At 64.9% G+C, this 22,194-nt stretch carries 20 protein-coding genes; 13 read left to right on the top strand and 7 right to left on the bottom strand.

The genetic code is table 11. The features are described 5' to 3' along the window. Positions 1 to 4: 4 nt before the first annotated feature. Positions 5 to 913, bottom strand: a complete 909-nt coding sequence (locus tag ACOCG7_RS11710; RefSeq protein WP_073427308.1) for a LysR family transcriptional regulator — start codon at positions 911 to 913, stop codon at positions 5 to 7. A 185-nt stretch (positions 914 to 1,098) separates the two neighbouring features. On the opposite strand from ACOCG7_RS11710, the gene ACOCG7_RS11705 reads away from it, so the two are divergent. Then, positions 1,099 to 2,289 carry a M20 aminoacylase family protein gene (locus ACOCG7_RS11705; RefSeq protein WP_083081221.1) on the top strand — a complete coding sequence of 397 codons (1,191 nt, stop codon included), beginning with the start codon at positions 1,099 to 1,101 and terminating at the stop codon, positions 2,287 to 2,289. A gap of 54 nt (positions 2,290 to 2,343) precedes the next feature. Here the strand turns inward: ACOCG7_RS11705 and ACOCG7_RS11700 are convergent, their stop codons facing one another. Further along, on the bottom strand, positions 2,344 to 3,168 hold the full coding sequence (locus tag ACOCG7_RS11700) for an IclR family transcriptional regulator (RefSeq protein WP_073427310.1): 825 nt from the start codon (positions 3,166 to 3,168) through the stop codon (positions 2,344 to 2,346). Between the two features lie 206 nt (positions 3,169 to 3,374). On the opposite strand from ACOCG7_RS11700, the gene ACOCG7_RS11695 reads away from it, so the two are divergent. The 9 genes from ACOCG7_RS11695 (at position 3,375) to ACOCG7_RS11655 (ending at position 12,686) form a co-directional block, all read left to right on the top strand. Beyond that, positions 3,375 to 4,079: a FadR/GntR family transcriptional regulator gene (locus ACOCG7_RS11695; RefSeq protein ID WP_083081219.1), complete on the top strand. Its 705-nt coding sequence runs from the start codon at positions 3,375 to 3,377 to the stop codon at positions 4,077 to 4,079. A gap of 21 nt (positions 4,080 to 4,100) precedes the next feature. Beyond that, positions 4,101 to 5,042, top strand: coding sequence for an L-threonate dehydrogenase (gene ltnD / locus ACOCG7_RS11690; RefSeq protein WP_421377613.1), 942 nt, complete (start codon positions 4,101 to 4,103; stop codon positions 5,040 to 5,042). A 15-nt stretch (positions 5,043 to 5,057) separates the two neighbouring features. Beyond that, positions 5,058 to 6,368 carry a 3-oxo-tetronate kinase gene (gene otnK, locus ACOCG7_RS11685; RefSeq protein ID WP_421375552.1) on the top strand — a complete coding sequence of 437 codons (1,311 nt, stop codon included), beginning with the start codon at positions 5,058 to 5,060 and terminating at the stop codon, positions 6,366 to 6,368. After that, positions 6,365 to 7,027 carry an aldolase gene (locus ACOCG7_RS11680; RefSeq protein WP_083081215.1) on the top strand — a complete coding sequence of 221 codons (663 nt, stop codon included), beginning with the start codon at positions 6,365 to 6,367 and terminating at the stop codon, positions 7,025 to 7,027. The genes otnK and ACOCG7_RS11680 overlap by 4 nt, the downstream gene beginning before the upstream one ends. Positions 7,028 to 7,099: 72 nt before the next feature. Next, the gene (locus ACOCG7_RS11675) at positions 7,100 to 8,434 is read left to right on the top strand and encodes an MFS transporter (RefSeq protein ID WP_073427315.1); all 1,335 of its coding nucleotides are present in this window, start codon (positions 7,100 to 7,102) and stop codon (positions 8,432 to 8,434) included. A 70-nt stretch (positions 8,435 to 8,504) separates the two neighbouring features. Further along, a complete protein-coding gene (gene otnI, locus ACOCG7_RS11670; RefSeq protein ID WP_073427316.1) occupies positions 8,505 to 9,293 on the top strand; it encodes a 2-oxo-tetronate isomerase in 789 nt (262 codons plus the stop codon). A 17-nt stretch (positions 9,294 to 9,310) separates the two neighbouring features. Next, positions 9,311 to 10,291, top strand: coding sequence for a D-erythronate dehydrogenase (gene denD / locus ACOCG7_RS11665; RefSeq protein ID WP_421375549.1), 981 nt, complete (start codon positions 9,311 to 9,313; stop codon positions 10,289 to 10,291). A gap of 431 nt (positions 10,292 to 10,722) precedes the next feature. After that, a complete protein-coding gene (gene pcaF / locus ACOCG7_RS11660) occupies positions 10,723 to 11,925 on the top strand; it encodes a 3-oxoadipyl-CoA thiolase (RefSeq protein WP_421375547.1) in 1,203 nt (400 codons plus the stop codon). 170 nt (positions 11,926 to 12,095) lie between these two features. Then, positions 12,096 to 12,686 carry a hypothetical protein gene (locus tag ACOCG7_RS11655; protein ID WP_073427319.1) on the top strand — a complete coding sequence of 197 codons (591 nt, stop codon included), beginning with the start codon at positions 12,096 to 12,098 and terminating at the stop codon, positions 12,684 to 12,686. Between the two features lie 72 nt (positions 12,687 to 12,758). Here ACOCG7_RS11655 and ACOCG7_RS11650 read toward each other — a convergent pair whose 3' ends face one another. The 4 genes from ACOCG7_RS11650 to ACOCG7_RS11635 all read right to left on the bottom strand — a co-directional run bounded on the left by ACOCG7_RS11650 (position 12,759) and on the right by ACOCG7_RS11635 (position 18,022). Further along, positions 12,759 to 13,139: a DUF2917 domain-containing protein gene (locus ACOCG7_RS11650; protein ID WP_347142764.1), complete on the bottom strand. Its 381-nt coding sequence runs from the start codon at positions 13,137 to 13,139 to the stop codon at positions 12,759 to 12,761. Between the two features lie 330 nt (positions 13,140 to 13,469). Further along, the gene (locus ACOCG7_RS11645) at positions 13,470 to 15,440 is read right to left on the bottom strand and encodes an acid phosphatase (RefSeq protein WP_073427321.1); all 1,971 of its coding nucleotides are present in this window, start codon (positions 15,438 to 15,440) and stop codon (positions 13,470 to 13,472) included. A 117-nt stretch (positions 15,441 to 15,557) separates the two neighbouring features. Further along, the gene (locus ACOCG7_RS11640) at positions 15,558 to 16,805 is read right to left on the bottom strand and encodes a sensor histidine kinase (RefSeq protein ID WP_421375544.1); all 1,248 of its coding nucleotides are present in this window, start codon (positions 16,803 to 16,805) and stop codon (positions 15,558 to 15,560) included. A 278-nt stretch (positions 16,806 to 17,083) separates the two neighbouring features. Then, entirely contained in the window at positions 17,084 to 18,022 is a 939-nt protein-coding gene (locus ACOCG7_RS11635) for a LysR family transcriptional regulator (protein ID WP_073427323.1), read from the bottom strand. Between the two features lie 103 nt (positions 18,023 to 18,125). Here ACOCG7_RS11635 and ACOCG7_RS11630 point away from each other — a divergent pair, with 103 nt between their 5' ends. Beyond that, positions 18,126 to 19,010 (top strand): aldo/keto reductase family oxidoreductase, encoded by an 885-nt coding sequence (locus ACOCG7_RS11630; protein ID WP_073427469.1) that lies wholly within the window; start codon positions 18,126 to 18,128, stop codon positions 19,008 to 19,010. Positions 19,011 to 19,162: 152 nt separating this feature from the next. Beyond that, positions 19,163 to 20,344, top strand: coding sequence for an acyltransferase family protein (locus ACOCG7_RS11625; RefSeq protein WP_073427324.1), 1,182 nt, complete (start codon positions 19,163 to 19,165; stop codon positions 20,342 to 20,344). 49 nt (positions 20,345 to 20,393) lie between these two features. Here the strand turns inward: ACOCG7_RS11625 and ACOCG7_RS11620 are convergent, their stop codons facing one another. After that, on the bottom strand, positions 20,394 to 21,302 hold the full coding sequence (locus ACOCG7_RS11620; protein ID WP_073427325.1) for a LysR family transcriptional regulator: 909 nt from the start codon (positions 21,300 to 21,302) through the stop codon (positions 20,394 to 20,396). Between the two features lie 80 nt (positions 21,303 to 21,382). Here ACOCG7_RS11620 and ACOCG7_RS11615 point away from each other — a divergent pair, with 80 nt between their 5' ends. Beyond that, complete coding sequence (locus tag ACOCG7_RS11615) at positions 21,383 to 22,159, top strand: NAD(P)H-dependent oxidoreductase (protein WP_073427470.1); 777 nt, start codon at positions 21,383 to 21,385, stop codon at positions 22,157 to 22,159. The last annotated feature ends 35 nt before the right edge of the window (positions 22,160 to 22,194 follow it).

Below are 22,194 nucleotides of genomic sequence, written 5' to 3'. Positions count from 1 at the left end.
CGCGTTACGCCGCGGCCGCCATGCGCTCCCTGGTCGCTTCCTGCAAGCACGATACGAATTGCAGCACGGCGGGCGTGGGCAGCAGATCGCGCCGCGAAATGATGCTGAGGTCGTAATTCGGCAGTGCCTCTTCGATTTGCGCGACGCGTATGCCGAGCGGCGCGACCCTTTCCGCGAGCGGCCGCGTGAAGCAGCCGATCACGTCGGTTTGCGACACCAGCCCCAGCGTCACCGCGAACGACGACGGCGCGCGCAGCAGCCGCTTCGGCACGGGCAAGCCGTGCGCGTTGAACATCGCCATCATCACGCTGTGCGGAAAATGATCGGCGCCGACAGTTGCGATCCACTCCGCGTCGAGCAGTTCATGAAGACGCGTGACGTTCGCAAGCGGATGCCCGGCCCGCATCGCGACGACGAATTGCGTCGAGTAGAGCGGCGCTTGCACCAGATCGCTGTCGAGCGCCTGCACGTGATGAATCGCCGCGATGTCGAGTGCGCCGTTGCGAAGGCGCGCAACCGCGTCCGGTATCGTCACTTCCTCCAGATGCAGATTCACCAGCGGCATCGCGCGGCGAAACTTCGAGACGGCATGCGGCAACGCCGTCAACGCGATCGACGGCATGGTCCCCACGCTCACCTTGCCGGCGAGTTCGCCCTTCACCTGTTCGACCGCTTCAACCGTGCGCCGCACGTCGCCGAGCAACTGCTCGGCGCGCGGCAACAGCGCGTGCCCGCATGCGGTCAACTCGATGCCGCGCACGCTGCGCACCATCAGTTCGGCATTCAGCGCGCTCTCCAACTCGCGGATCGTATGCGTGACGGCCGGTTGCGTCACGCCGAGTTCGCGCGCGGCGGCACGCAGGCTGCGGTGATGGGCGGCGGCGACGAACGCTTGCAACTGCTGGAGCTTCATGAGGGTAAGCCCGTATATAAAGCGTGTTTATCGGGGTGAAAAAAACAGCATCTTATTCGAACAAAATGGCGTGGCTATAGTGCTTGCCTGCTTTTGCCCGCTTTTTGCCTGCCTGTCAGCCGATTTGTCACCCCTTTCGTCAACCGTTTAGCCGCCTCATGCGGCGTGTATCCCTGGAGCAATAGATGAGCGAAGCCGCGCGTTTTACCGAAGTGTCCGACCTGATGCCCGCCGCCGAAAGCCTGCGCGAGATTCGCCACCACATTCATCACCATCCGGAACTGGCTTACGAGGAAGTGCAAACGGGTGCGCTGGTGGCGGAGAGGCTCGAACAATGGGACTGGCGGGTGACGCGCGGCGTCGGCCAAACGGGTGTGGTGGGCACGCTGAAGGTGGGCGACGGCAAGCGCAGCATCGGCATTCGCGCCGACATGGACGCGCTGCCGATCATCGAGCAAACCGGCCTGCCGTACGCGAGCGGCACGCACGGCAAGATGCACGCATGCGGCCACGACGGCCATACGGCCATGCTGCTCGGCGCCGCGCAGCATCTCGCCGCCACGCGCAATTTCTCGGGCACCGTGCATCTGTATTTCCAGCCGGCCGAGGAAAGCGGCATCGACAGCGGTGCGCTGAAGATGATCAACGACGGTTTGTTCGAACGCTTTCCCTGCGACGCCGTGTTCGGCGTGCACAACCATCCGGGCGAACAGCCGGGCGTGCTGCTGTTTCGCAAGGGGCCGTTCATGTCGGCGGGCGACAAGGCGATCATCACCATCGAAGGCGTCGGCGGCCACGCGGCGCGTCCGCATCTGACGGTCGATCCGGTGGTGGTGGCGGCGAGCATCGTGATGGCGCTGCAAACGATCGTCGCGCGCAACGTCGATCCGTCGCAGCCGGCCGTGGTGACGGTCGGCTCGATGCATGCGGGCACCGCGAACAACGTGATCTCGAGCAGCGCGAAGCTGGAGCTGAGCGTGCGTTCGTTCAGCCCGGAAGTGCGCGCGCTGCTGAAGAAGCGCATCACCGAACTCGCCGAAAGCCAGGCCGCGAGCTATGGCGGCAAGGCGGTGGTGGAGTACATCGAGGGCTATCCGGTGGTCGTCAATTCGGACGCGGAAACGGATTTCGCGGTGGAGGTGGCGCGCGAACTGGTCGGCGACGACAAGGTGATCGCGCAGAGCGACATGCTGATGGGCAGCGAGGATTTCGCCTTCATGCTGCAGAAGCGGCCGGGCACGTTCCTGCGCATCGGCAACGGCGCGGGCGAGGACGGCTGCATGGTGCACAACCCGCATTACGATTTCAACGACCGTAACCTGCCGGTCGGCGCGGCGTTCTGGGCGCGGCTGGTGGAGCGGTATCTCGGTCGATGAAGGGCAACGGGCGACCTGCATGCGGCGCGCGTGAGACGCGCGCCTTCATCGCCATCACCCGCGCCGCGCCACCATCTCCGACACCGTCTGCGCCGCCTGCTGCAGCGGTTCAAGAAACGCCTTCACCATCTGTTTGGCCGAATTGCGCTGTGCATTGCCGCTGATGTTCATCGCCGCGATCACGCGTCCCTGGCGGTTGCGAATCGGCGCGGACAGCGAAATCAAGCCGCCTTCCAGTTCCTGATCGACGATCGCCCACCCCTGGCGGCGCACCTGCGCGATCAGCTTCTTCAACTCTTCTTTATCGGTGACCGTGCGCGGCGTGTGCGCATAGAGCGGCGTCGAGCCGAGCGTCGCGTCGAGCGTTTCGTCGTCGAGCGCGGCCAGCAGCACGCGGCCCATCGACGTGCAATACGCCGGCAAGCGGCTGCCGATCGACAGGTTGATGGTCATGATCTTGTGAGTCGGCACGCGCAGCACATAGACGATTTCCGTGCGATCGAGCACGGCCGCCGAGCAGCTTTCGTGGACCCGCGCCGACAGTGCTTCCATCACCGGTTCGGCGAGATTCCAGAACGGCATCGAGGTCAGATACGCGAAGCCCAGGTCGAGAATCTTCGGCGTGAGGCGGAACAGCCGCCCTTCGGCTTCCACATAACCGAGCGTTTGCAGCGTCAACAGAATGCGGCGGGCGCCCGCGCGCGTGAGCCCGGTGGCGGTCGCGACGTCGGTGAGCGTCTGTTCGGGGCGGCTGGCGTCGAACGCGCGGATCACGGCGAGGCCGCGCGCGAACGACTGCACATACGAGTCGCCCGGCTTCTCCGGGGCCGGTTCGGCGCTGGCGGGAACGGCGGAAGACGGCGGCAGGGCTTTGCTCATGGGCCTTGAAAGTGCGTGCGAGGAAATGCGCGCGCATCGCGCGGACTCGGCCGGCAGCGATGCGGCGCAAAGGCGTGACGATAGCTTAAGCCTTCCGTTTCGCCAACTTTGCGCGCTCTTACTTCAAAACACTCAGGGTTTGCATGGATGCACGCTGCATCGAAAATTTGTATGATGACCCGACGACATGACAAATCGAGGCATCGATGTTCGACAAGATTCCTGCCCGGGCACTGAGCGACACGGTTGCCCAGCAGCTTCTCAAGCAGATCGACAAAGGCGCGTTCCCGCGCGGCGGCAAGCTGCCGACCGAGGCCGTGCTGGCGCAGCAGTTCGGCGTGAGCCGCACGGTGATTCGCGAGGCGATCTCGCGGCTGAAGAACGAAGGCGTGGTCGAGCCGCGCCAGGGCAGCGGCGTGTTCATCGCGGCGCACGGCGCGGTCCGGCCGCTGCGCATCGACTACGCGGAAGCCGTCGAGCCCGGCTCGGTGGTGCAGATCCTCGCGCTGCGGCGCGCGATCGAGGCGGAAGTGGCCTCCGAGGCCGCGATGCGCCGCAGCGATGCCGACATGATGGCGATCGACAGCGCCCTCGCCAAAATCGACCAGGCGGTGGCCGAGGGCGAGGAGGGCGTCGCCGAGGACGTGGCGTTCCATCGTGCGATCGCGGCGGCAACAGGCAATCCGTATTTCCTCAAGACGCTCACGTTCCTGAATCAATACCTCGAAGCCGGCACGTTCGTGACGCGGCGTAACGAAGCCTTGCGCGAGGACTTTTCGCGTCAGGTGCGCGAGGAGCACGCGGCGATCGCCGCCGCGATCCGCGCGGGCGATCCGATGGCGGCGCGCAACGCGGCGCGCACGCATATGTACAACGCGGCGCGGCGTCTCGCGGAAGCGGGGATTTGCTGAACCGAGCGCGGAACTGAGCCGATCCAGGCGCCGCGGGCGCATCAGCGGTTAACGAATTTTCAGAGGTCAAGCATGTCCAGAAATGTCGGTGTCATCGGTCTTGGTGCAATGGGCCTGGGTGTGGCGCGCTCGCTGCTGCGCGCGGGTTTTCGGGTTCACGCATGCGATCTGCGCAGAGAGATCCTGCAGGCGTTCGTCGCGGAAGGCGGTGTGGGCTGTGCGACGCCCGCCGAACTCGGCGCGCAATGCGAAGTGGTCGTCACGCTCGTGGTCAATGCCGCGCAAACCGAGGCGGTGCTGTTCGGCGACCAGGGCGCGGTCCCGGCGATGAAGCCAGGCGCCGTGGTGATTTCGAGCGCGACGGTCGCGCCGGACTTCGCGATCGAACTCGGCAAGCGCATCGAGGCGGCCGGTTTGCAGATGCTCGACGCGCCGGTTTCGGGTGGCGCGGCGCGCGCCGCGTCGGGCGAGATGACGATGATGACCTCCGGTCCCGACGCCGCCTATGCCGCGTGCGAGGACGTGCTCGCGGCGATGGCGGGCAAGGTGTATCGCCTCGGCTCGGCGCATGGCGCCGGCTCGAAAGTGAAGATCATCAATCAGTTGCTGGCCGGCGTGCATATCGCGGTGGCCGCCGAGGCGATGGCGCTCGGCTTGCGCGAAGGCGTCGATCCCGACGCGCTGTACGAGGTCATCACGCACAGCGCAGGCAATTCGTGGATGTTCGAGAACCGCGTGCCGCACATTCTGAAGGGCGATTACACGCCGCTGTCGGCGGTCGATATTTTCGTCAAGGATCTCGGCCTCGTGCTCGATACCGCGCGTCGTTCGAAATTCCCGCTGCCGCTTTCGGCGGCCGCGCATCAGATGTTCATGATGGCGTCGACCGCCGGCCACGGCGGCGAGGACGACTCCGCGGTGATCAAGATTTTCCCCGGCATCGACGTGCCGGCGGCGCAGTAAGCACGGGAGCGAGCCATGACGTCCCCATCGAAACGCGCGCTTCTGGGCTGCATCGCCGATGATTTCACCGGCGCCACCGATCTCGCCAACATGCTGGTGCGCGGCGGCATGCGCACGGTGCAGACCATCGGCGTGCCCGAGTCGAATGAAACCATTGAAGCCGACGCGCTGGTGGTCGCGCTGAAATCGCGCACGATTCCCGCCGCCGACGCGGTCGCGCAATCGCTCGCCGCGCTCCACTGGCTGCGCGCGCAAGGCTGCCGCCAGTTCTTTTTCAAATACTGCTCGACGTTCGATTCAACTGACGCCGGCAATATCGGCGCGGTGACGGATGCGTTGCTCGACGCGTTATCCGCCGACGCGGCAAGCGCGGCCTTTACGATTGCATGCCCGGCATTCCCCGAGAACGGCCGTACGATTTATCGCGGTCATCTGTTCGTCGGCGATGCGTTGCTGAACGAATCGGGCATGGAAAACCATCCGCTCACGCCGATGCGCGACGCGAACCTCGTGCGCGTGCTGCAACGGCAGACGCAATCGAAGGTCGGTCTCGTGCGTTATGACGCCGTCGCGCAGGGCGTTTCCAAGGTACGTGAAGCGTTCGGCGCACTGCGCGGCGACGGCGTGCGGATGGCGATCGCGGACGCGGTCTCCGACGCGGATCTGTACGTGCTCGGCGAAGCCTGCGCCGACCTCACGCTGATCACGGGCGGTTCCGGCGTCGCGCTGGGTTTGCCCGCGAATTTCCGGCGTGCCGGCTTGCTCGCGGAACAGGCCGACGCCGCGCAATTGCCGCGCGTCGAAGGCTGGTCGGTCGTGCTGGCGGGCAGCGCGTCCAAGGCGACCAACGCGCAAGTGGCGGCATGGCGCGAGACGCGCTCGTCGTTTCGCATCGATCCGCTAGCGGTCGCGCGCGGCGAGCCGGTGGTCGAACAGGCGCTGGCGTTCGCACAGGAGCACTTCGATAAGGCGCAACCCGTGCTGATCTACGCGACCGCCACGCCCGACGAAGTCAAGGCGGTTCAGCGCGAACTCGGCGTCAACGAAGCGGGGCATCTGGTGGAAACGACGCTGGCGTCGATCGCACGCGGCTTGCGCGAACGCGGCGTGCGCAAGTTCGTGGTGGCGGGCGGCGAAACATCCGGCGCGGTGGTGCAGGCGCTTGACGTGCGCACGCTGCGCATCGGCGCGCAAATCGATCCGGGCGTGCCGGCTACCGCGACGACCGGCGCGGAACCGCTCGCGCTCGCGTTGAAATCAGGCAACTTCGGCACGACCGATTTCTTCGAAAAAGCGCTGCGTCATCTCGAAGGAGCCACGCCATGACCGGCGCGCCCGCACTGCACGTCAACGATGAAGCCAGGGTCCGCGAGGAAATCTGCGTGAGCGGCGCGAGTCTTTATCAGCGCGGCTACACCGTGGGCACCGCCGGCAACATCAGTGCGCGCCTGAACGACGGCTGGCTGATCACGCCCACCGACGCCTGTCTCGGCCGGCTCGATCCCGCCGAGATCGCCAAGGTCGATTTCAACGGTAACGCGGTGTCGGGCGGCAAGCCGTCGAAAACACTCGCGCTGCATCGCGGCATCTATGCGCGCAACGGCGAGGCGCGCGGCATCGTCCACACGCACTCGACGCATCTGGTCGCGTTGACGCTCGCGGGCGTATGGCGCGACACCGACGTATTGCCGCCCATCACGCCGTACTACGTGATGAAAGTGGGCCACGTCCCCCTGATTCGTTATCGACGCCCAGGCGACCCGCAAGTGGCCGAACAGATCGCCGCGCTTGCCGATACCGTGCGCGCGGTTCTGCTCGAACGGCTCGGTCCGGTGGTGTGGGAGCGCTCGGTGGCGCACGCCGCCTATGCGCTGGAAGAGCTCGAAGAGACCGCGCGCCTGTGGCTGATGACGAATCCGCGGCCCGCGCCGCTTGATGAAGCAGCGCTCGAAGAACTGCGCACCGTGTTCGGCGCGCGCTGGTAAGAACCTGACATACACAATGCCGGACGACACCGCGATGCGGTGCGCACGGCAATACATCGAAGGAGACAATGCATGAGTTCCTATCAGTCCGCATCCAGCCGCCCGCTTGCAGCGGCCGTGGGGCAACCCGGCGCTGACGAAGTCGAGCGCACTTACAAGAAAGTGTTCTGGCGCATCGTGCCGTTTCTGATGCTGTGCTACGTGGTCGCGTATCTGGACCGCGTGAACGTCGGCTTCGCGAAGCTGCAGATGTCGCAGGATCTCGCGTTCAGCGAGACCGTGTTCGGTCTCGGCGCCGGCGTGTTCTTTATCGGCTACTTCCTGTTCGAATTGCCGAGCAACATTCTGATGCACAAGATCGGCGCGCGAATCTGGATCGCGCGGATCATGATTACCTGGGGTTTGCTCTCGGCGCTGTTCGTGTTCGTGAAAACGCCGATGCAGTTCTACACCTTGCGCTTCCTGCTGGGTCTCGCCGAAGCGGGTTTCTACCCCGGCGTGATCCTGTATCTGACGTACTGGTTCCCGTCGCATCGGCGCGCGAAGATCATTGCCGTGTTCATGTCGGCGATTCCGGTCTCGGGCATTTTCGGCAATCCGCTGTCGGGCTGGATCATGCAGCGCTTCCACAACAGCAGCGGTTTCGCCGGCTGGCAATGGATGTTCCTGATCGAAGCGCTGCCCGCGCTCGCCATCGGTATCGCCACGATCCTGTATCTCGACAACGGCATTGCCAGCGCGAAGTGGCTGAGCGAGCGCGAAAAGCGCCTGCTCACCGATGAAATCGCCGCCGCGCAACCGCAAGAGAAAACGCAAGCGCATTCGCTCGGCGCGGTGTTCCGCGATCCGCGCACGTGGTGGATGTCGCTGATCTACTTCGCGTTCGTCACGGGGCAATACGGCCTGACGTTCTGGATGCCGACGCTCGTCAAATCGACTGGCGTGAGCGGTGCGTTCAATATCGGCCTGCTGAGCGCGATTCCGTTCCTGTGCGCGATCGTCGTGATGAATCTGATGGGACATAGCGCGGACAAGCGCCGCGAGCGCCGCTGGCATCTGATCGTGCCGGCGCTGTTCGGTGCAATCGGCTTTACGGTGGCCGCTTCGTTCGCGGAGAACACCGTGGTGTCGATCACGTTTCTCTCGCTTGCCGCCGCCGGTGTGCTGACCTGCGCGCCGTTGTTCTGGTCGCTGCCCACCGCTTTCATGTCGGGTGCGACCGCCGCGGCCGGCATCGCGATCATCAATTCGATCGGCAATCTCGCGGGTTTTGCGAGTCCTTACATGATCGGTTATCTGAAGGACCTCACGCATAGCACGCAAACCGGCATGTATGTGCTGGCCGGCATGCTGGTGATCGGCGCGATCGCCACCTGGCTCACGCCGGCCAAACTGGTCAATCGCTAAACCGGGTCGCGCGCGGCGCACCGATCGTTTTCGTTGCCGCGCGCCGATCCGTTTCAAAGGAGTTGCTGTCATGCCTCGCTTCGCCGCCAATCTGACGATGATGTACAACGAGCACGCCTTCCTCGACCGTTTCGCCGCCGCGGCAAAAGACGGCTTCAAGGCGGTCGAGTTTCTGTTTCCCTACGATTTCCGCGCCAGCGAAATCAAGGCGCGGCTCGATGCGGACGATCTGACTCAGGCCCTCTTCAATGCGCCGCCCGGCGACTGGGCCGCGGGCGAGCGCGGCATTGCCTCGCTGCCGGGCCGCGAGGACGAATTTCGCCGCAGCGTCGATACGGCGCTCGACTACACGCGAGTCATCGGCAATCGCAAGCTGCACGTGATGGCCGGGCTGATCGGCGCGGACGAATCGCGCGCCCGGCATCGCGACGTGTATCTGAAGAATCTCGCCCATGCCGCGAAGGCCGCGCAAGCCGACGGCGTCACGGTGGTGATCGAGCCGATCAACACGCGCGATATCCCCGGCTTCTTCCTGAACCGTCAGGACGACGCGCAGGCGATTTGCGCGGAAGTGGGCGCGCCGAATCTGAAGGTGCAGTTCGACTGCTATCACTGCCAGATCGTCGAAGGCGATCTCGCGGTGAAACTCAAACGCGATATGGCGGGCATCGGCCACATTCAGATCGCCGGCGTGCCGGAGCGGCACGAGCCCGACGTCGGCGAATTGAACTACCCGTACCTGTTCGATCTGATCGACTCGCTCGGCTATGACGGCTACATCGGTTGCGAATACCGGCCGCGTGCCGGCACGTCAGCGGGCCTCGGCTGGCTGGAGCCGTATCTGCATAACGCCTGTTAAGAGAGACGAAAAACATCATGAAAGTACTGATTACCGGCGGCGCGGGTTTTCTCGGCCAGCGCCTCGCGCGTGAACTGCTGGCGCGCGGTTCGTTGAAGGGCGCGGACGGCAAGCCGCAAGCCATTACCGAACTCGTGCTGCTCGACGTGGTGCGCGCAAGCGATTTCGGCGACAGCCGCGTGCGCGCGGAAGTGGGCGACATCGCCGAGCGCAGCGTGCTGGAACGCGTGATCGACGAGCGGACCTCGGCGATCTTTCATCTGGCCGCGATCGTGAGCGGGCAAGCCGAAGCCGATTTCGATCTCGGCATGCGCATCAATCTGGATGCGTCGCGGCTGCTGCTCGAAGTTTGCCGGCAACGCGGGCACCAACCGCGCGTGCTCTTCACGAGTTCGGTGGCGGTGTATGGCGGCGAGTTGCCCGATATGGTGCGGGACGATACCGCGTTGAAGCCGCAGTCGTCGTATGGCGCGCAGAAGGCGATCGCGGAACTGCTGCTCAACGATTACGCGCGGCGCGGTTTCGTCGACGGCCGCGTGGTGCGGCTGCCCACCATCAGCGTGCGGCCGGGCAAGCCGAACGCGGCGGCGTCGTCGTTTGCGAGCGGCATCATCCGCGAGCCGTTGAACGGCGAGGCGGCCGTGTGCCCGGTGGCGGGCGCGACGCGCTTGTGGCTGCTGTCGCCGCGCAAGGCGATCGAGAGCCTGATCGCCGGGCTCGAACTCGACGCCGCGTTGCTCGGCAACCAGCGCATGCTGAACCTGCCGGGCATCTCGGTGAGCGTCGACGAGATGGTGGCCGCGTTGCGCGAGGTCGCGGGCGACGAGGCCGTGAAGCGGATCGTGTGGGAGCGCGATGCGCGCGTGGAAAAGATCGTCGGCAGCTGGCCGGGGCGGTGGGATACGTCGCGCGCCGAAAGCCTGGGCCTCACCGGCGAGCGCAGTTTCGCCGACGTGATCCGCAGCTATATCGCGGACGAACAGATTCAGATTCGCTGAAACACTTCAAAAGCTTCGTGCCGGCGGCCCCGAGCGCACTTTCGCCGGCGCGAACGCGTCGATCTTCCGATCCTTCTCCGACTCTCGTCACAACAATAGACGGCCCGCACGTATTCCCTGGTGCGGGCCTGACCGCGCTTGACATGCTTTCGGCCACGCGCCTATTATCGTGTCCAGTTGTTCGATATACGGCCATTGCGTTCATATAACGAACTTTCTGGCAAATCCCGAACGCGTCGCCCACCATCCTGCGCTAAGCTGATCCAACGTCACCGCTGCCCCCGCAGCCGATTTCCGTTGCGTTCGCGGAGCCGGTACGTCGGCGCATCTCGCCCGCGCCGCCGTGCTTTACCTCTCGCACCGCGGGGTGCGGGTCCGGGGTGCGGTCCATCACGGCGCGGCGCACGCAGCCTATCAACTGGAGACATCACATGACCGAAGCATTCCTGTGCGACGCGATTCGCACCCCCATCGGCCGCTATGCGGGTTCGCTGTCGTCGGTGCGCGCCGACGACCTGGGCGCCGTGCCGCTCAAGGCGCTGATGGAGCGCAACCGGAACGTCGACTGGAGCGCGATCGACGACGTGATCTACGGCTGCGCGAACCAGGCCGGTGAAGACAACCGCAACGTCGCGCGCATGTCGCTGCTGCTGGCCGGTTTGCCGCAAGACGTGCCGGGCTCGACGGTGAACCGCCTGTGCGGTTCGGGCATGGACGCGGTGGGCATCGCCGCGCGCGCGATCAAGTCGGGCGAGGCCGCGTTGATGGTGGCGGGCGGCGTCGAAAGCATGAGCCGCGCGCCGTTCGTAATGGGCAAGGCGGCCAGCGCGTTTTCGCGCCAGGCCGACATTCACGACACCACGATCGGCTGGCGTTTCGTCAACCTGTTGATGAAGCAGATGTACGGCGTCGATTCGATGCCGGAGACCGGCGAAAACGTCGCGACCGATTACAAGATCAGCCGCGCCGATCAGGACGCGTTCGCGCTGCGCAGCCAGCAGAAGGCGGCGCGCGCGCAACGCGACGGCACGCTCGCGCAGGAAATCGTCGGCGTGACGATCGCGCAGAAGAAGGGCGATCCGATCACGGTGTTGCAGGACGAACATCCGCGCGAAACCAGCCTCGAAGCGCTAGGCAAACTGAAGGGCGTGGTGCGCGCCGACGGCACCGTGACCGCGGGCAATGCGTCGGGCGTGAACGACGGCGCGGCGGCGCTGCTGCTCGCCAACGAAGCAACGGCCAGGCGCTTCGGCCTCACGCCGCGCGCGCGCGTGCTGGGCATTGCAACGGCCGGCGTCGCGCCGCGCGTGATGGGCATCGGTCCGGCGCCCGCCACGCAAAAGCTGCTCGCGCGGTTGAACATGAGCATTGGCCAGTTCGACGTGATCGAGCTGAACGAGGCATTCGCCTCGCAAGGCATTGCGGTGCTGCGCACGCTCGGCGTTGCCGACGACGACGCCCGCGTGAACCCGAACGGCGGCGCGATCGCGCTCGGCCATCCGCTTGGCATGAGCGGCGCGCGTCTGGTGACCACCGCGATGTATCAGTTGCAGCGCACGCAGGGCCGGTTCGCGCTGTGCACGATGTGTATCGGCGTCGGACAGGGCATTGCGATTGCTATTGAACGCGTGTGATGGTTTAGGCGTTATTCGAGCCGAAGCGCAGCCTCATTGAACAGCCCCGTCACGCATGCGACGGGGCTGTTTCATTTGATGCGGCGCATGGGTTCGCGGCTCGATGGATCTATGCTTGATTCACGATCGCCATCACGCCGGATCGAACCGATTTTTCAAGGAGAGCGTCAATGAAACTAGCGACGATTACCGCAACGCTGATAGCGGCGGCGCTCGCGGTGGCTCAGCCGGCGTGCGCGCAAGATGCGATGGCCAGCGCCGCGCAAGGACCCGCGCTCGCCGTGGAGCCGGTGCACGTGAAGGCGGAGATCGTCGGCATCGATCCGGGCAGCCGTGCGCTCACGCTCAAGGGTCCGCAAGGCAACACGGTGATCGTGCTGGTGGGCCAGCAAGTCGCCGCTTTCGATCAACTGAAGGTGGGCGATCGGGTAGACGTGCTCTACAAGAATGCGCTGCTCGTGAAGGCGGAAAAAGTGACCGCGAAGGGCAAGGGAAAGGGCAGTCGTGAACGCGTCGATACGCAGGCGTACGCGCCGGCCTCGGGCGGTCTCGATTCGACGCGCGAGATCGAAACACTCGCCACCGTGCAGAAGATCGATCGGACCAGGCGACTCGTCACGCTGCGCGGCGCATCCCGGACGCAAACGCTCGAAGTCAGTCCCGAGGTCGATCTGGCAGACATCAAGGCCGGCGACACGATACACGCGGTATTCGTCTCGGCTGCGGCCGTGCAGGTGACGCCGCAACAAGCGGCGCAATGAGGCGCAAATAAGTCGCAATGAGACGCCATAGGGCCGCCATAAGGCGCACCGATTCGCGGTGCGCCGGGCAGGCTAACGCGGCGCGGGCGGGCCCAGGCTCAACCATGCGAGACGCCCCAGCCAACGCCTGAACGCACCGGTTTTCGCCGGCAGCGCACTCGTGAGCGAGACGCGCGCGGCGCGTTCGCCGTCGGTGCTGAGCCAAACGCGTTCGCCGCGTTGCAGCCGAAACTCCTCACCGGGACCGAGCCAATGATCGTACGGGGAGCTGACGCGGGTGAGCCAGAGGCGCGCGCCCTGTACGGCGAGCGTGCTGTCGGCGTCGACGCGCCATGTCAGCGTGGCGCTTGGCATCACGGAAAAATGCACCACCACTTTCGGCAGACGTTCGTCCTGCTGACACGCATACAGACTCGAATCGTCGTCCATGCACTGCGGGCTTGCCTGATCCATCTTGCTCTCCGTCATTGAGCCGGCAGACAGAGGCGCCCACAAAACAAAAGGCCCCTTCCGTTACCGGCGGGGCCTTTGGGGTCTTGTGTCGCAGATTCAGACTGCTAACGCGCACATGCTCCCAATGGCCAGCCGATGATGGCTCGCTTTGGGTTTTTAATCGCTACGGCGATGGAGGTGTGCGTCAACATGAAAACGAGTGTGCCGTTTTGCCGCATGGCTTGTCAATGACAGATTGCCGTAGTTCGTTCATCGGCGCGCGCCGCGGCTTGCAACAATCCATGTCGGGATATGTGGCGGTGCAGTCGGGTTGCCCGCGAATGCTTGTGCTCACGCGTCGAGATGAATCCGCAAGCCCGACGCGCTATAAAGCGCGGTGGCCTTGAAGCTGTCCACCGTGACCGTCGAAAAGCGGCCTTGCAGACCGTTGCAATCGAGCAGGGCGATCGTGTCGCCAACCTTCGGCGTGAAGCCGGCGGCGAACTTCACATGCAGCGTGCCGCCGACGATCGACGTCTGCCCGCCGACCGCAAGCCGTCCCTGGTCACCCGCACCGCGATCGATCTCCAGCGTGCCGCCCGCCAGTTGCGTGTATTTGCCGCCGATCTTCACACGCGACGTTGCGTTCACGGCCACGGTGCCGCCGCTCACATACACGTCGCCCGTGCCGAATGCGTTTGCCGATCCGGCCACGAGCACGCCGCCCTGCACCTGAGTGCCGCCGCCATACGTATTCGAGCCCGCGAGCGTGAGCGAACCCGTGCCGTTGAAGGTCAGCTTGCCGGCGCCCGAGATGTCGTTGCGCCACGTGTCGGCCGCGTTGAAGCCGCCTTGCGCGGCGTCCATCGACACGACGACGTTGCCCGCGAACGCGCCATAACCGTCGGCGGCGGCGAACAGGTTCAGACGCCCCCAGCCTTCGGCGTCATCGAGTGCGGGAAAACCGGACGGCAGGGCGGTGGTCTTCAATACGACGCGGCGCTGGTCGGCGCTCAGATACGGCAGGCGCGTTTCGAGCAGCACCTCCGCGCCTTTCGGCACGACGGCGGGCATGGTGGTCGCGGCGCTCGGCGCGAAGCCGAACGTCAGGCGGCGCAGATAGTTGGCCTTGTTGGCCGCGTAATCCGCGAAGCGGTCGCTCGCTGGCGTGCCCGATTCGGCGAACGCGCGGAACGTGACGGCGTTCGTGCCGGTCAGCGTGTACAGCGTGTCATGCGCTTGCCTGAAGGCCGCCTGCTTGAGCGTCGCGTTGTTCGGATCGACGAGGTTCGCGGCGACCACCGCTTCGCCGAGGATGCGTCCGCCGATCACGTCGAGCGGTGAATGCATGCCGGCGAGAATGCGGTTCTCGCCCAGTTCGAGGCCGCGGCTCAGCATTTCCTGGTAGCGCTCGGGCAACGCGTAAGCCATCGCGAGCGCGTCGCGCACGCCTTCGGCGGAATGGCCGCTTGGGAAGCCGCTGTCGGTCGACGGCGTGGCGCTCTCGGCGGGCACGAGCGTCGGCGCGACGATCACGCTGCTGCTCCAGCGGTACGGTCGCGCATATTTGTAGAAGCGCTTCGCGGGTTCCGTGGAACCGTTGGTGCCGATCGCATTGATGAAGCTGACGACCGAGCCGAACTGCGCATTCGCGGTGCCGCTCACGCCGGTATTGTTGCCGCTGTCGTTGTACACGGTGGTGGTCGCGTTCGCCGGAATGCTCGTGATGCTGGTGGTTTGCTGCGCGGCGCTGCGCCATGCGGCGGTGAGCGGGCCCATGCCGTCGGAGACGCTGTAGCCCTTGCCGCGGCGGTCGTCGTAATACGCGGCCTCGGCTTGCGCGGCCGTGCGCTGCGTGGTGGCGGTGACCACATACTGGACGTTCGCGTTCAGCACCGTGGGGTTCAACGCGGTGCCGTTCGGTGTGCCGTCGCTCGGCACGCCGGTCCAGGCGGAAGCCACGACGGCCGGGAAACTGCCCACGGCGGGCGCGCTGACGCCGGCGTCGACGATATCCGTCAACGGTTGCCACAAGGTGCGAAAGCTGTTGAGCACGCGCACGCCCGCGTTGGTTTCCATCGTGGCGTAGCGCGCATCGCCGCGCTGGTTGCTGAACGCGTTGTCGACGAATGCGGCCACCGAACTTTGTACCGGCGCGCTGTCGACAAAGCCGGGATCGGCGGGCGCAGCGGGCACGGCCGCGACCGTCGCGGCCGAACGGGTGCCGTCGTCGATGCCGTCGCCGCCGCAGGCACCGAGCAGAAGTGCGGAGCTCGTGGCGACGAGCAGTAGACTGAAGCGAAGGAATTGCGACGAATGCATGGTGGCCGTGTCCGTAAGGTTGCGCAAGAAAGCGCGCAGTCTAGCGGGGCCGCATGAAGCTAACGTTACACTTGCCGACGCATCCCGGACCTTGCAGGCCGCATCAGCGATGCGGTTTTACCGGGGATCGACGGCCGGCGCATCCACCACCGGCGGCTCGACGATCATCGACGGGAAGCGGATTTCGAACGTGGTGCCCACGCCTTGGCGGGACGCAAAATCGATCTGCCCGTTCAGCACGCGGCACAGCTCCTTGACGATCGCGAGTCCGAGTCCCGTGCCGGGAATGTCCTCGCCCGCGGCGCGTTCGAATTCGTCGAATACGCGGTCCTTGTCCGAAGGCGCGATGCCCACGCCGGTATCCGACACGCGAATCGACCAGTGATCGGCGCCGGCCAGCGCGAAGCTGAATTCGATTTGCCCCGAGGTCGTGTACTTGGTCGCGTTCGACAACAGGTTGACCGCGATCTGCTTCAGCTTGAGCCGATTGGACGTGACCGCGCCCAGCGCCGGATCGAACGATGTGCGCAGCACCAGCCCCTTGGCCTCGATCGCCGGGCGCGATGCGGCGGCGAGTTCGTCGTAAAGCTCGCGCAGTTCGACTTGCTCCAGGGTGAGCGGCGCGCCGTCGCCGAGTACGACGGAGTACTCGACCATCTGGTCGACGAGCTGTTTCATGTCGGCGGCCAGGCGATTGGCGAGCGCCAACGCGGTGTCGGCCTTGGCGGGCGCGCGTTCGATCAATTGCAGCGCGATCGAAAACGCATTCAGGAAGTTGCGCAGATCGTGCACGACGCTACGCGTGATCTGCATCCTCGATTCATAAAGATCGCTGACGAGCCGCTGTTTCAGCGTCAGTTCGTGGTTCGCGCGTTCGAGCCGGCCGGTGTACTCGTCGATCTTGCGGTCGCGCTCGCTGACCACCTCGCGGATCGACGTGAGCGTGACCATGCTGAGCGTCTCCGCAATCAGGCGACGAGCGCGGCTTTCGTGGCGGCGCGTGAACGTGTTGTCACGCTCGGCGAATTGTTCGAGCGCTTCCACGAGCACCTGGTGGAAGAGATCGAGCTCACGCACGAGTTCCTCGATCCGGTAACCCTGGCGCCAGCGGACCTTGCCGTGTTGCCTCGCATTGCGTTCGATCGCCGGCTCGACCCGTTCGAGATCCTCGAGGTCGAGCGCGGCGCACAGACCGTCGAGAATGTCGGGCAGGTGATCCGCAAGTTGCTGATAAGTGAGTTTGTCCGCTTCGACCAGGTCGGCGTCGCCGAACACGGCTTTCATCCATTGCCCGGTCAGTCGGGTCCGCTCCGAGCGAACGAAGTCGGCGAATTGGTGCAGCGGGCTAACGCGTGTGTCGGTCATGATGATGCATCGGGATCGGGTTTCTACTACTTGTCTATGCTCGAACCACACCGGACGCGTCGAACGGAAGGCGGGTCATGACGCCTCGCGAGCAAGCACTTTCGGCTGGGATGAGTGGGCGCCTGGCCGCCGGGCGCTGTGCTCCGGTGTTCGAGAGCGCGTCGCCGCCGCCGATGATTGGCGTCATTATCGCCGCAATGGGCGTTCGCGGAACAGCGCTCGCGTGGCGGTGGCGCAACCGCGATGAGGTTCGACTCCGCCGCCCGCGATGGGCGAGCTTAAGCGCGCCTTGCAGCGTGAATCACCGCGGGCGCGTGCGCGTCGGCGTCACGCGCCTTTAGAAAATCCACGAACGCGCGTAACGGCGCGGGCAGATGACGGCGCCCCGGATAGTACAGAAAGGGCCCCGAAAAGCGTTGCCACCAGGGCTCGAGAATCGGCTCCAGCGCTCCGCTGTCGAGATGCGGGCGCAACATGTGCTCGAACAGATGAATTACGCCCACGCCCGCGACGGCCGCATCGATCGCCAGATCGATCGCGGCGCTGGGGCGCACGAGCAGCGGCCCCGACGGATTCAACTGCAGCACTTCGCCGTCGCGCTCGAAATACCACGCCGGCGTGGCGCCTCCCGCGAATTGCACGCGCAGGCAGGCATGCGAAAGCAGCTCGCGCGGGTGCCCGGGCCGGCCGTGCGCGTCGAGATAGCCCGGCGCGGCGGCGGTGGCGAAGCGCTGCGCGCGCGGCCCGATCGGCACCGCGATCATGTCCTGTTCGAGCCGTTCGTCGTAGCGAATGCCGGCGTCGCAGCCGATCGACAGTACGTCGACGAAGCCGTCTTCCACCACGACTTCCACGCGGATGTCGGGGTACGCCTTCAGGAACGGCGCGATGACCTCGGGCAAGTCGATGCGCGCCGCGCTCAGCGGAACGTTGAGCTTGAGCGTGCCGGTGGGCTTGTCCCTGAAGCCGTTCAGAACGTCGAGCGCGGCTTCCATTTCGCTGAACAGGGGCGTCAGCTTTTCGATGAGACGAAGGCCGGCTTCGGTCGGGGCCACGCTGCGCGTGGTGCGGTTCAGCAGGCGCAGGCCGAGCTTCGACTCGAGACGGCGCACGGCGACGCTCAGACTCGATGCCGACACGCCGCTGCTGCGCGCGGCGTCCCGAAAGCCGCCGGCGCGGGCGACTGAAACGAAGGCGGCAAGGTCGTTCAGTTCCATGGCGATTGTGCATATTTTTAAACAACCCGTGCACGTTAAGCCGATTTATCTAACAACGCAACCGGCTCATACTGCCGCTCAATCGTTCATCAAGGAGAGCGCCATGCCGAATTTCACTTCCGCCACCCGCACCTTTTCGCTTGCCGGCCGACCCGTGCGGCGCATGGGGTACGGCGCGATGCAACTTGCCGGGCCCGGCGTCTTCGGGCCGCCGAAAGATCGCGACGCGGCGCTCGCGGTACTGCGCGAAGCGGTGGCGTCGGGCGTCGATCACATCGATACCAGCGACTTTTATGGACCGCACATCACCAACCAGTTGATTCGCGAAGCGCTGCATCCCTACCCGGACAACCTGACGATCGTCACGAAGGTGGGCGCGGTGCGTGGCAGCGACGGCGCGTGGCTGCCGGCGTCCGAGCCGCAAGATATCGAGCGCGGGGTGCACGACAATCTGCGCAACCTCGGACTCGACGTGCTCGACGTCGTCAATATGCGGATCATGGGCAGCGTGCACGCTCCCGCCGAAGGCTCGATCGAAAAGCAGGTGACGGCGCTCGCCGAGCTTCAACAGCGGGGGCTCATTCGCCACATCGGTTTGAGCAACGTGACCGCGGCGCAGATCGACGAGGCGCGGCGGATCGCGGAGGTCGTCTGCGTGCAGAACCAGTACAACCTGGTTCATCGTGAAGACGATGCGCTGATCGACGATCTGGCGGGCAAGGGGATCGCTTACGTGCCGTTCTTCCCGCTGGGCGGCTTCACGCCGATTCAATCGTCGGCGTTGTCCGGCATCGCGCAAGCGATCGGCGCGACGCCGATGCAGGCCGCGCTCGCATGGCTTCTGCATCGCGCGCCCAACATTCTGCTGATTCCAGGCACGTCGTCAGTCCAGCATTTGCGCGAAAACCTGCAGGCCGCGCAATTGCGTTTGACCGATGACGTGTATGCGGAACTCGATGCAATCGGCAAAGCCGACCACAAGGCGTAATCGCGCCGCGCGAAGTCCGACGCACGCCGATAGCCGCGTCACGCCAAACTACCAGGCGTTACCGCCATTGCTGCAAGAATGACTTGGCGGCGCCTGAGTTTTCCCGGCTGCGAATGGTAAATTGAGTTGCGCGCAATCGGGAGACGAGGTCTATGGCGATGGACTCAAATCAGTCGGGCAGTGCGTTTCCCGCATTGACGAGTATCCGGTTCATCGCGGCATTCGCGGTCGTCGTCTCTCACTACTCGGAAAACAATCTGCTGCCGTTGCCGTCGGCGATATTCGATTTCATCGACGGCGGCCGTTCGGCGGTGTCGTTGTTCTTCGTGCTGTCCGGCTTCATTCTCACCTTCACGTATCGCGACAAACTCGGGCACGGCGGCGTGCGCACGTTCTACGAAGCGCGGATCGCGCGGATCTATCCGATGATCCTGCTCGGTCTGCTGCTGTGCGTTCCCGTGGTGGCCTATCTTCTTTATACCGGCGACGCCTCCCTGATGCTGGAGTGGTATGCAATCAAGGAAGCGGTCTATCCGGCGCTCGTCGTTAGCCTCGTATGCCAGTTACTGTTGATCAACGGCTGGTTTCCATTTTCGGCGATCAAGCAGCCGTGGAACGGGCCGTCCGACAGCGTCTCCTGCGAGGTGTTCTTTTATCTGCTGTTCCCGTTTCTGCTGCGCCGGATGACGCGCATGCGCGCAGCGCGGATCGCGCTTGTCTCGATCGCGCTGTGGCTCGCGACGGGCGTGTGGATCGCGCTTCTGCATGCCTATATGCCGATCTCGCGCAGCGGCGCGATGATCTACTCGATGCCATTGTCGCGGCTCTCCGAGTTTGTCATGGGGATCGCCGCGGCCATTTTCTATTTGCGGCTTCGGGCGAGCGGCACGTCGCAACACGTTAGAGGCGTGGTGCTGATCGGCGTGGCATCGTTTGCCTTGACGGGGCTCAGCGCATGGCGGCCGGTGGCGCCGTCATTTTTTCTCGACGCGCCGTTGTTCGCCGCGCTGATACTCGGCCTCGCGTTGCTGGAGCGGCCGGTCGTGGGTCTGCTGAACTGGCGGCCGCTCGTTCGGCTGGGCGACGCGAGCTATTCGCTGTATCTCATTCACATGCCCCTCGCGCTCTGGTCGCTGATGCTTGGATTCGGACCATCGAACGGCTGGATGGTGATCGTGTTCTGCATCGTGGCGAGCCTGCTCTGCTTCAAACTATACGAAGAGCCGATGCGCAGGCGCCTCAAGGCGCGCCTCGCGAGGGTGATGACACCGCTTTCCGTCGGCAAGCCGGGGCAGCCCGTGGCTCGACCGACGCACGGAATGGACTCCGGTTGATTCGATCGAAGGACGGCGCGCTGGCTGACACGCCGTGCGTGGCGCGCTCTCAAACCGAGGCCGCGATGTGTTCCCGCAGCCATTGATGCGCCGGGTCGCGATGCGCGCGCTCATGCCATAGCATCGCCATCTCATAGCCCGGCACTTCCACGGGCGGCTCGACGGTTCGCAGCGCGCCGGTGCCGCGTACCAGCCGCGCGGGCACCATCGCCACGAGGTCCGTGCTCGCCAGCGCGGAGATCGCGAACAGGAAATGCGGCACCGACAGCACGACCTTGCGCGTGAGGCCGGCCTTTGCAAGCACCTGGTCCGTGATGCCGACGAAGCCGCCGCCGTCCGGCGACACGATCACATGCTCCAGCTTGCGGAACTGCGCGAGCGTCGGCCGGCGCTTCAAGCGCGGGTGGCCGGCGCGGCCCGCGAGAACATACCGCTCCGCGAAGAGCACGCGCCTTCGCAGCCCAGCGGGCGATCCTTCGCTCGTATGGAATGCGAGGTCGATCTCGCCCTGTTCCGCTTGCCTCGCGATGCGCGGCGGGACAGCTTCCACGATCGCGAGACGCGTGCCGGGAGCGGCCGCCCGCAGGCCGGCCAACGCGGGCAGGACGATGGTCGATTCGGCGTAGTCGGTGGCGGCGATGCGCCACGTGTGGGTCGCCCCGGCGGGATCGAAAGGCCTGGCGGGCGTCACCGCGCGTTCGAGCGCCTCCAGCGCTTGCCGCAAGGGTTCGCGCAGCGCCTCGGCTCGCGCCGTGGGCCGCATGCCGCGCGGTCCCGGCAGCAACAGCGGGTCGCCGAGGACATCCCTGAGTTTGGCGAGATGCACGCTGACCGACGGCTGCGAGAAGTTCAGACGTTCCGCCGCGCGGGTGACGTTGTGCTCGGAGAGCAACACGTCGAGCGTGACTAGCAGGTTGAGGTCGAGCCTTCTGAGATTATTCATTGCAATACCTGCAATATCGGTAATTCATTTCCAATATACCGTAGCGAGAACTATCGTGTTGCTTCTCACCACGATCAGCAATGAAGGCCACGATCATGAACGTTCTTATTGTCTACGCTCACCCCGAACCCAAATCGTTGAATGGGTCGCTCAAGGACTTTTCGGTCAAACGTCTCGAGCGTGCGGGGCACGTCGTGCAGGTATCCGATTTGTATGCGATGAACTGGAAAGCGTCGCTCGATGCGGACGATTTTCCCGGCAGGCAGGCCGGCGCACGTTTCGATCCATCGCTCGACTCGAAGCATGCGTTCGAGAATGGCTCGCAGAGTCAGGACATCGCGCTCGAACAGGAAAAGCTCAGATGGGCCGATGCCGTCATCCTGCAGTTTCCGCTGTGGTGGTTTTCGATGCCGGCGATTCTCAAGGGCTGGGTGGAGCGCGTCTATGCATACGGCTTCGCGTATGGGGTGGGGGAGCACTCCGACACGCGCTGGGGCGAACGCTACGGCGAAGGCACGCTGGCGGGAAAGCGCGCGATGCTGGTCGTCACGACGGGCGGATGGGAGTCGCATTATGGTCCGCGCGGCATCAACGGTCCGATCGACGATATCTTGTTTCCGATTCAGCACGGCATTCTGTATTACCCAGGCTTCGACGTGTTGCCGCCATTCGTGATCTATCGGACGAGCCGGATCGACGAAGCGAAATACGCAGAAGCGCGCGATGCGCTCGGCCAACGTCTGGACGCATTGGGCACAACCGCGCCGATACCGTTCCGGCCACAGAACGGCGGCGCGTACAGGATTCCGGCGCTGACGTTGCGGGACGAGATTGCGCCGGGACAGACCGGTTTCGCGGCCCATGTCGCCTGAACGTGACAGGTGTCGCTTCTTGCCGGGGGCGCTCA

This window comes from Paraburkholderia sp. DD10 (assembly GCF_049177125.1).
Classification (GTDB): Bacteria; Pseudomonadota; Gammaproteobacteria; order Burkholderiales; family Burkholderiaceae; genus Paraburkholderia; species Paraburkholderia terricola.
Note: the sequence above shows the minus strand (reverse complement) of the source record. Positions and strands in the feature narration are given on the sequence as shown.

Bases quoted from the DNA above. Each gene is read 5' to 3' on its own strand.
- ACOCG7_RS11710 (WP_073427308.1), bottom strand. From the start codon at position 913: ATGAAGCTCCAGCAGTTGCAAGCGTTCGTCGCCGCCGCCCATCACCGC.
- ACOCG7_RS11705 (WP_083081221.1), top strand. From the start codon at position 1,099: ATGAGCGAAGCCGCGCGTTTTACCGAAGTGTCCGACCTGATGCCCGCC.
- ACOCG7_RS11700 (WP_073427310.1), bottom strand. From the start codon at position 3,168: ATGAGCAAAGCCCTGCCGCCGTCTTCCGCCGTTCCCGCCAGCGCCGAA.
- ACOCG7_RS11695 (WP_083081219.1), top strand. From the start codon at position 3,375: ATGTTCGACAAGATTCCTGCCCGGGCACTGAGCGACACGGTTGCCCAG.
- otnK (WP_421375552.1), top strand. From the start codon at position 5,058: ATGACGTCCCCATCGAAACGCGCGCTTCTGGGCTGCATCGCCGATGAT.
- ACOCG7_RS11680 (WP_083081215.1), top strand. From the start codon at position 6,365: ATGACCGGCGCGCCCGCACTGCACGTCAACGATGAAGCCAGGGTCCGC.
- ACOCG7_RS11675 (WP_073427315.1), top strand. From the start codon at position 7,100: ATGAGTTCCTATCAGTCCGCATCCAGCCGCCCGCTTGCAGCGGCCGTG.
- otnI (WP_073427316.1), top strand. From the start codon at position 8,505: ATGCCTCGCTTCGCCGCCAATCTGACGATGATGTACAACGAGCACGCC.
- denD (WP_421375549.1), top strand. From the start codon at position 9,311: ATGAAAGTACTGATTACCGGCGGCGCGGGTTTTCTCGGCCAGCGCCTC.
- pcaF (WP_421375547.1), top strand. From the start codon at position 10,723: ATGACCGAAGCATTCCTGTGCGACGCGATTCGCACCCCCATCGGCCGC.
- ACOCG7_RS11655 (WP_073427319.1), top strand. From the start codon at position 12,096: ATGAAACTAGCGACGATTACCGCAACGCTGATAGCGGCGGCGCTCGCG.
- ACOCG7_RS11650 (WP_347142764.1), bottom strand. From the start codon at position 13,139: ATGGATCAGGCAAGCCCGCAGTGCATGGACGACGATTCGAGTCTGTAT.
- ACOCG7_RS11645 (WP_073427321.1), bottom strand. From the start codon at position 15,440: ATGCATTCGTCGCAATTCCTTCGCTTCAGTCTACTGCTCGTCGCCACG.
- ACOCG7_RS11640 (WP_421375544.1), bottom strand. From the start codon at position 16,805: ATGACCGACACACGCGTTAGCCCGCTGCACCAATTCGCCGACTTCGTT.
- ACOCG7_RS11635 (WP_073427323.1), bottom strand. From the start codon at position 18,022: ATGGAACTGAACGACCTTGCCGCCTTCGTTTCAGTCGCCCGCGCCGGC.
- ACOCG7_RS11630 (WP_073427469.1), top strand. From the start codon at position 18,126: ATGCCGAATTTCACTTCCGCCACCCGCACCTTTTCGCTTGCCGGCCGA.
- ACOCG7_RS11625 (WP_073427324.1), top strand. From the start codon at position 19,163: ATGGCGATGGACTCAAATCAGTCGGGCAGTGCGTTTCCCGCATTGACG.
- ACOCG7_RS11615 (WP_073427470.1), top strand. From the start codon at position 21,383: ATGAACGTTCTTATTGTCTACGCTCACCCCGAACCCAAATCGTTGAAT.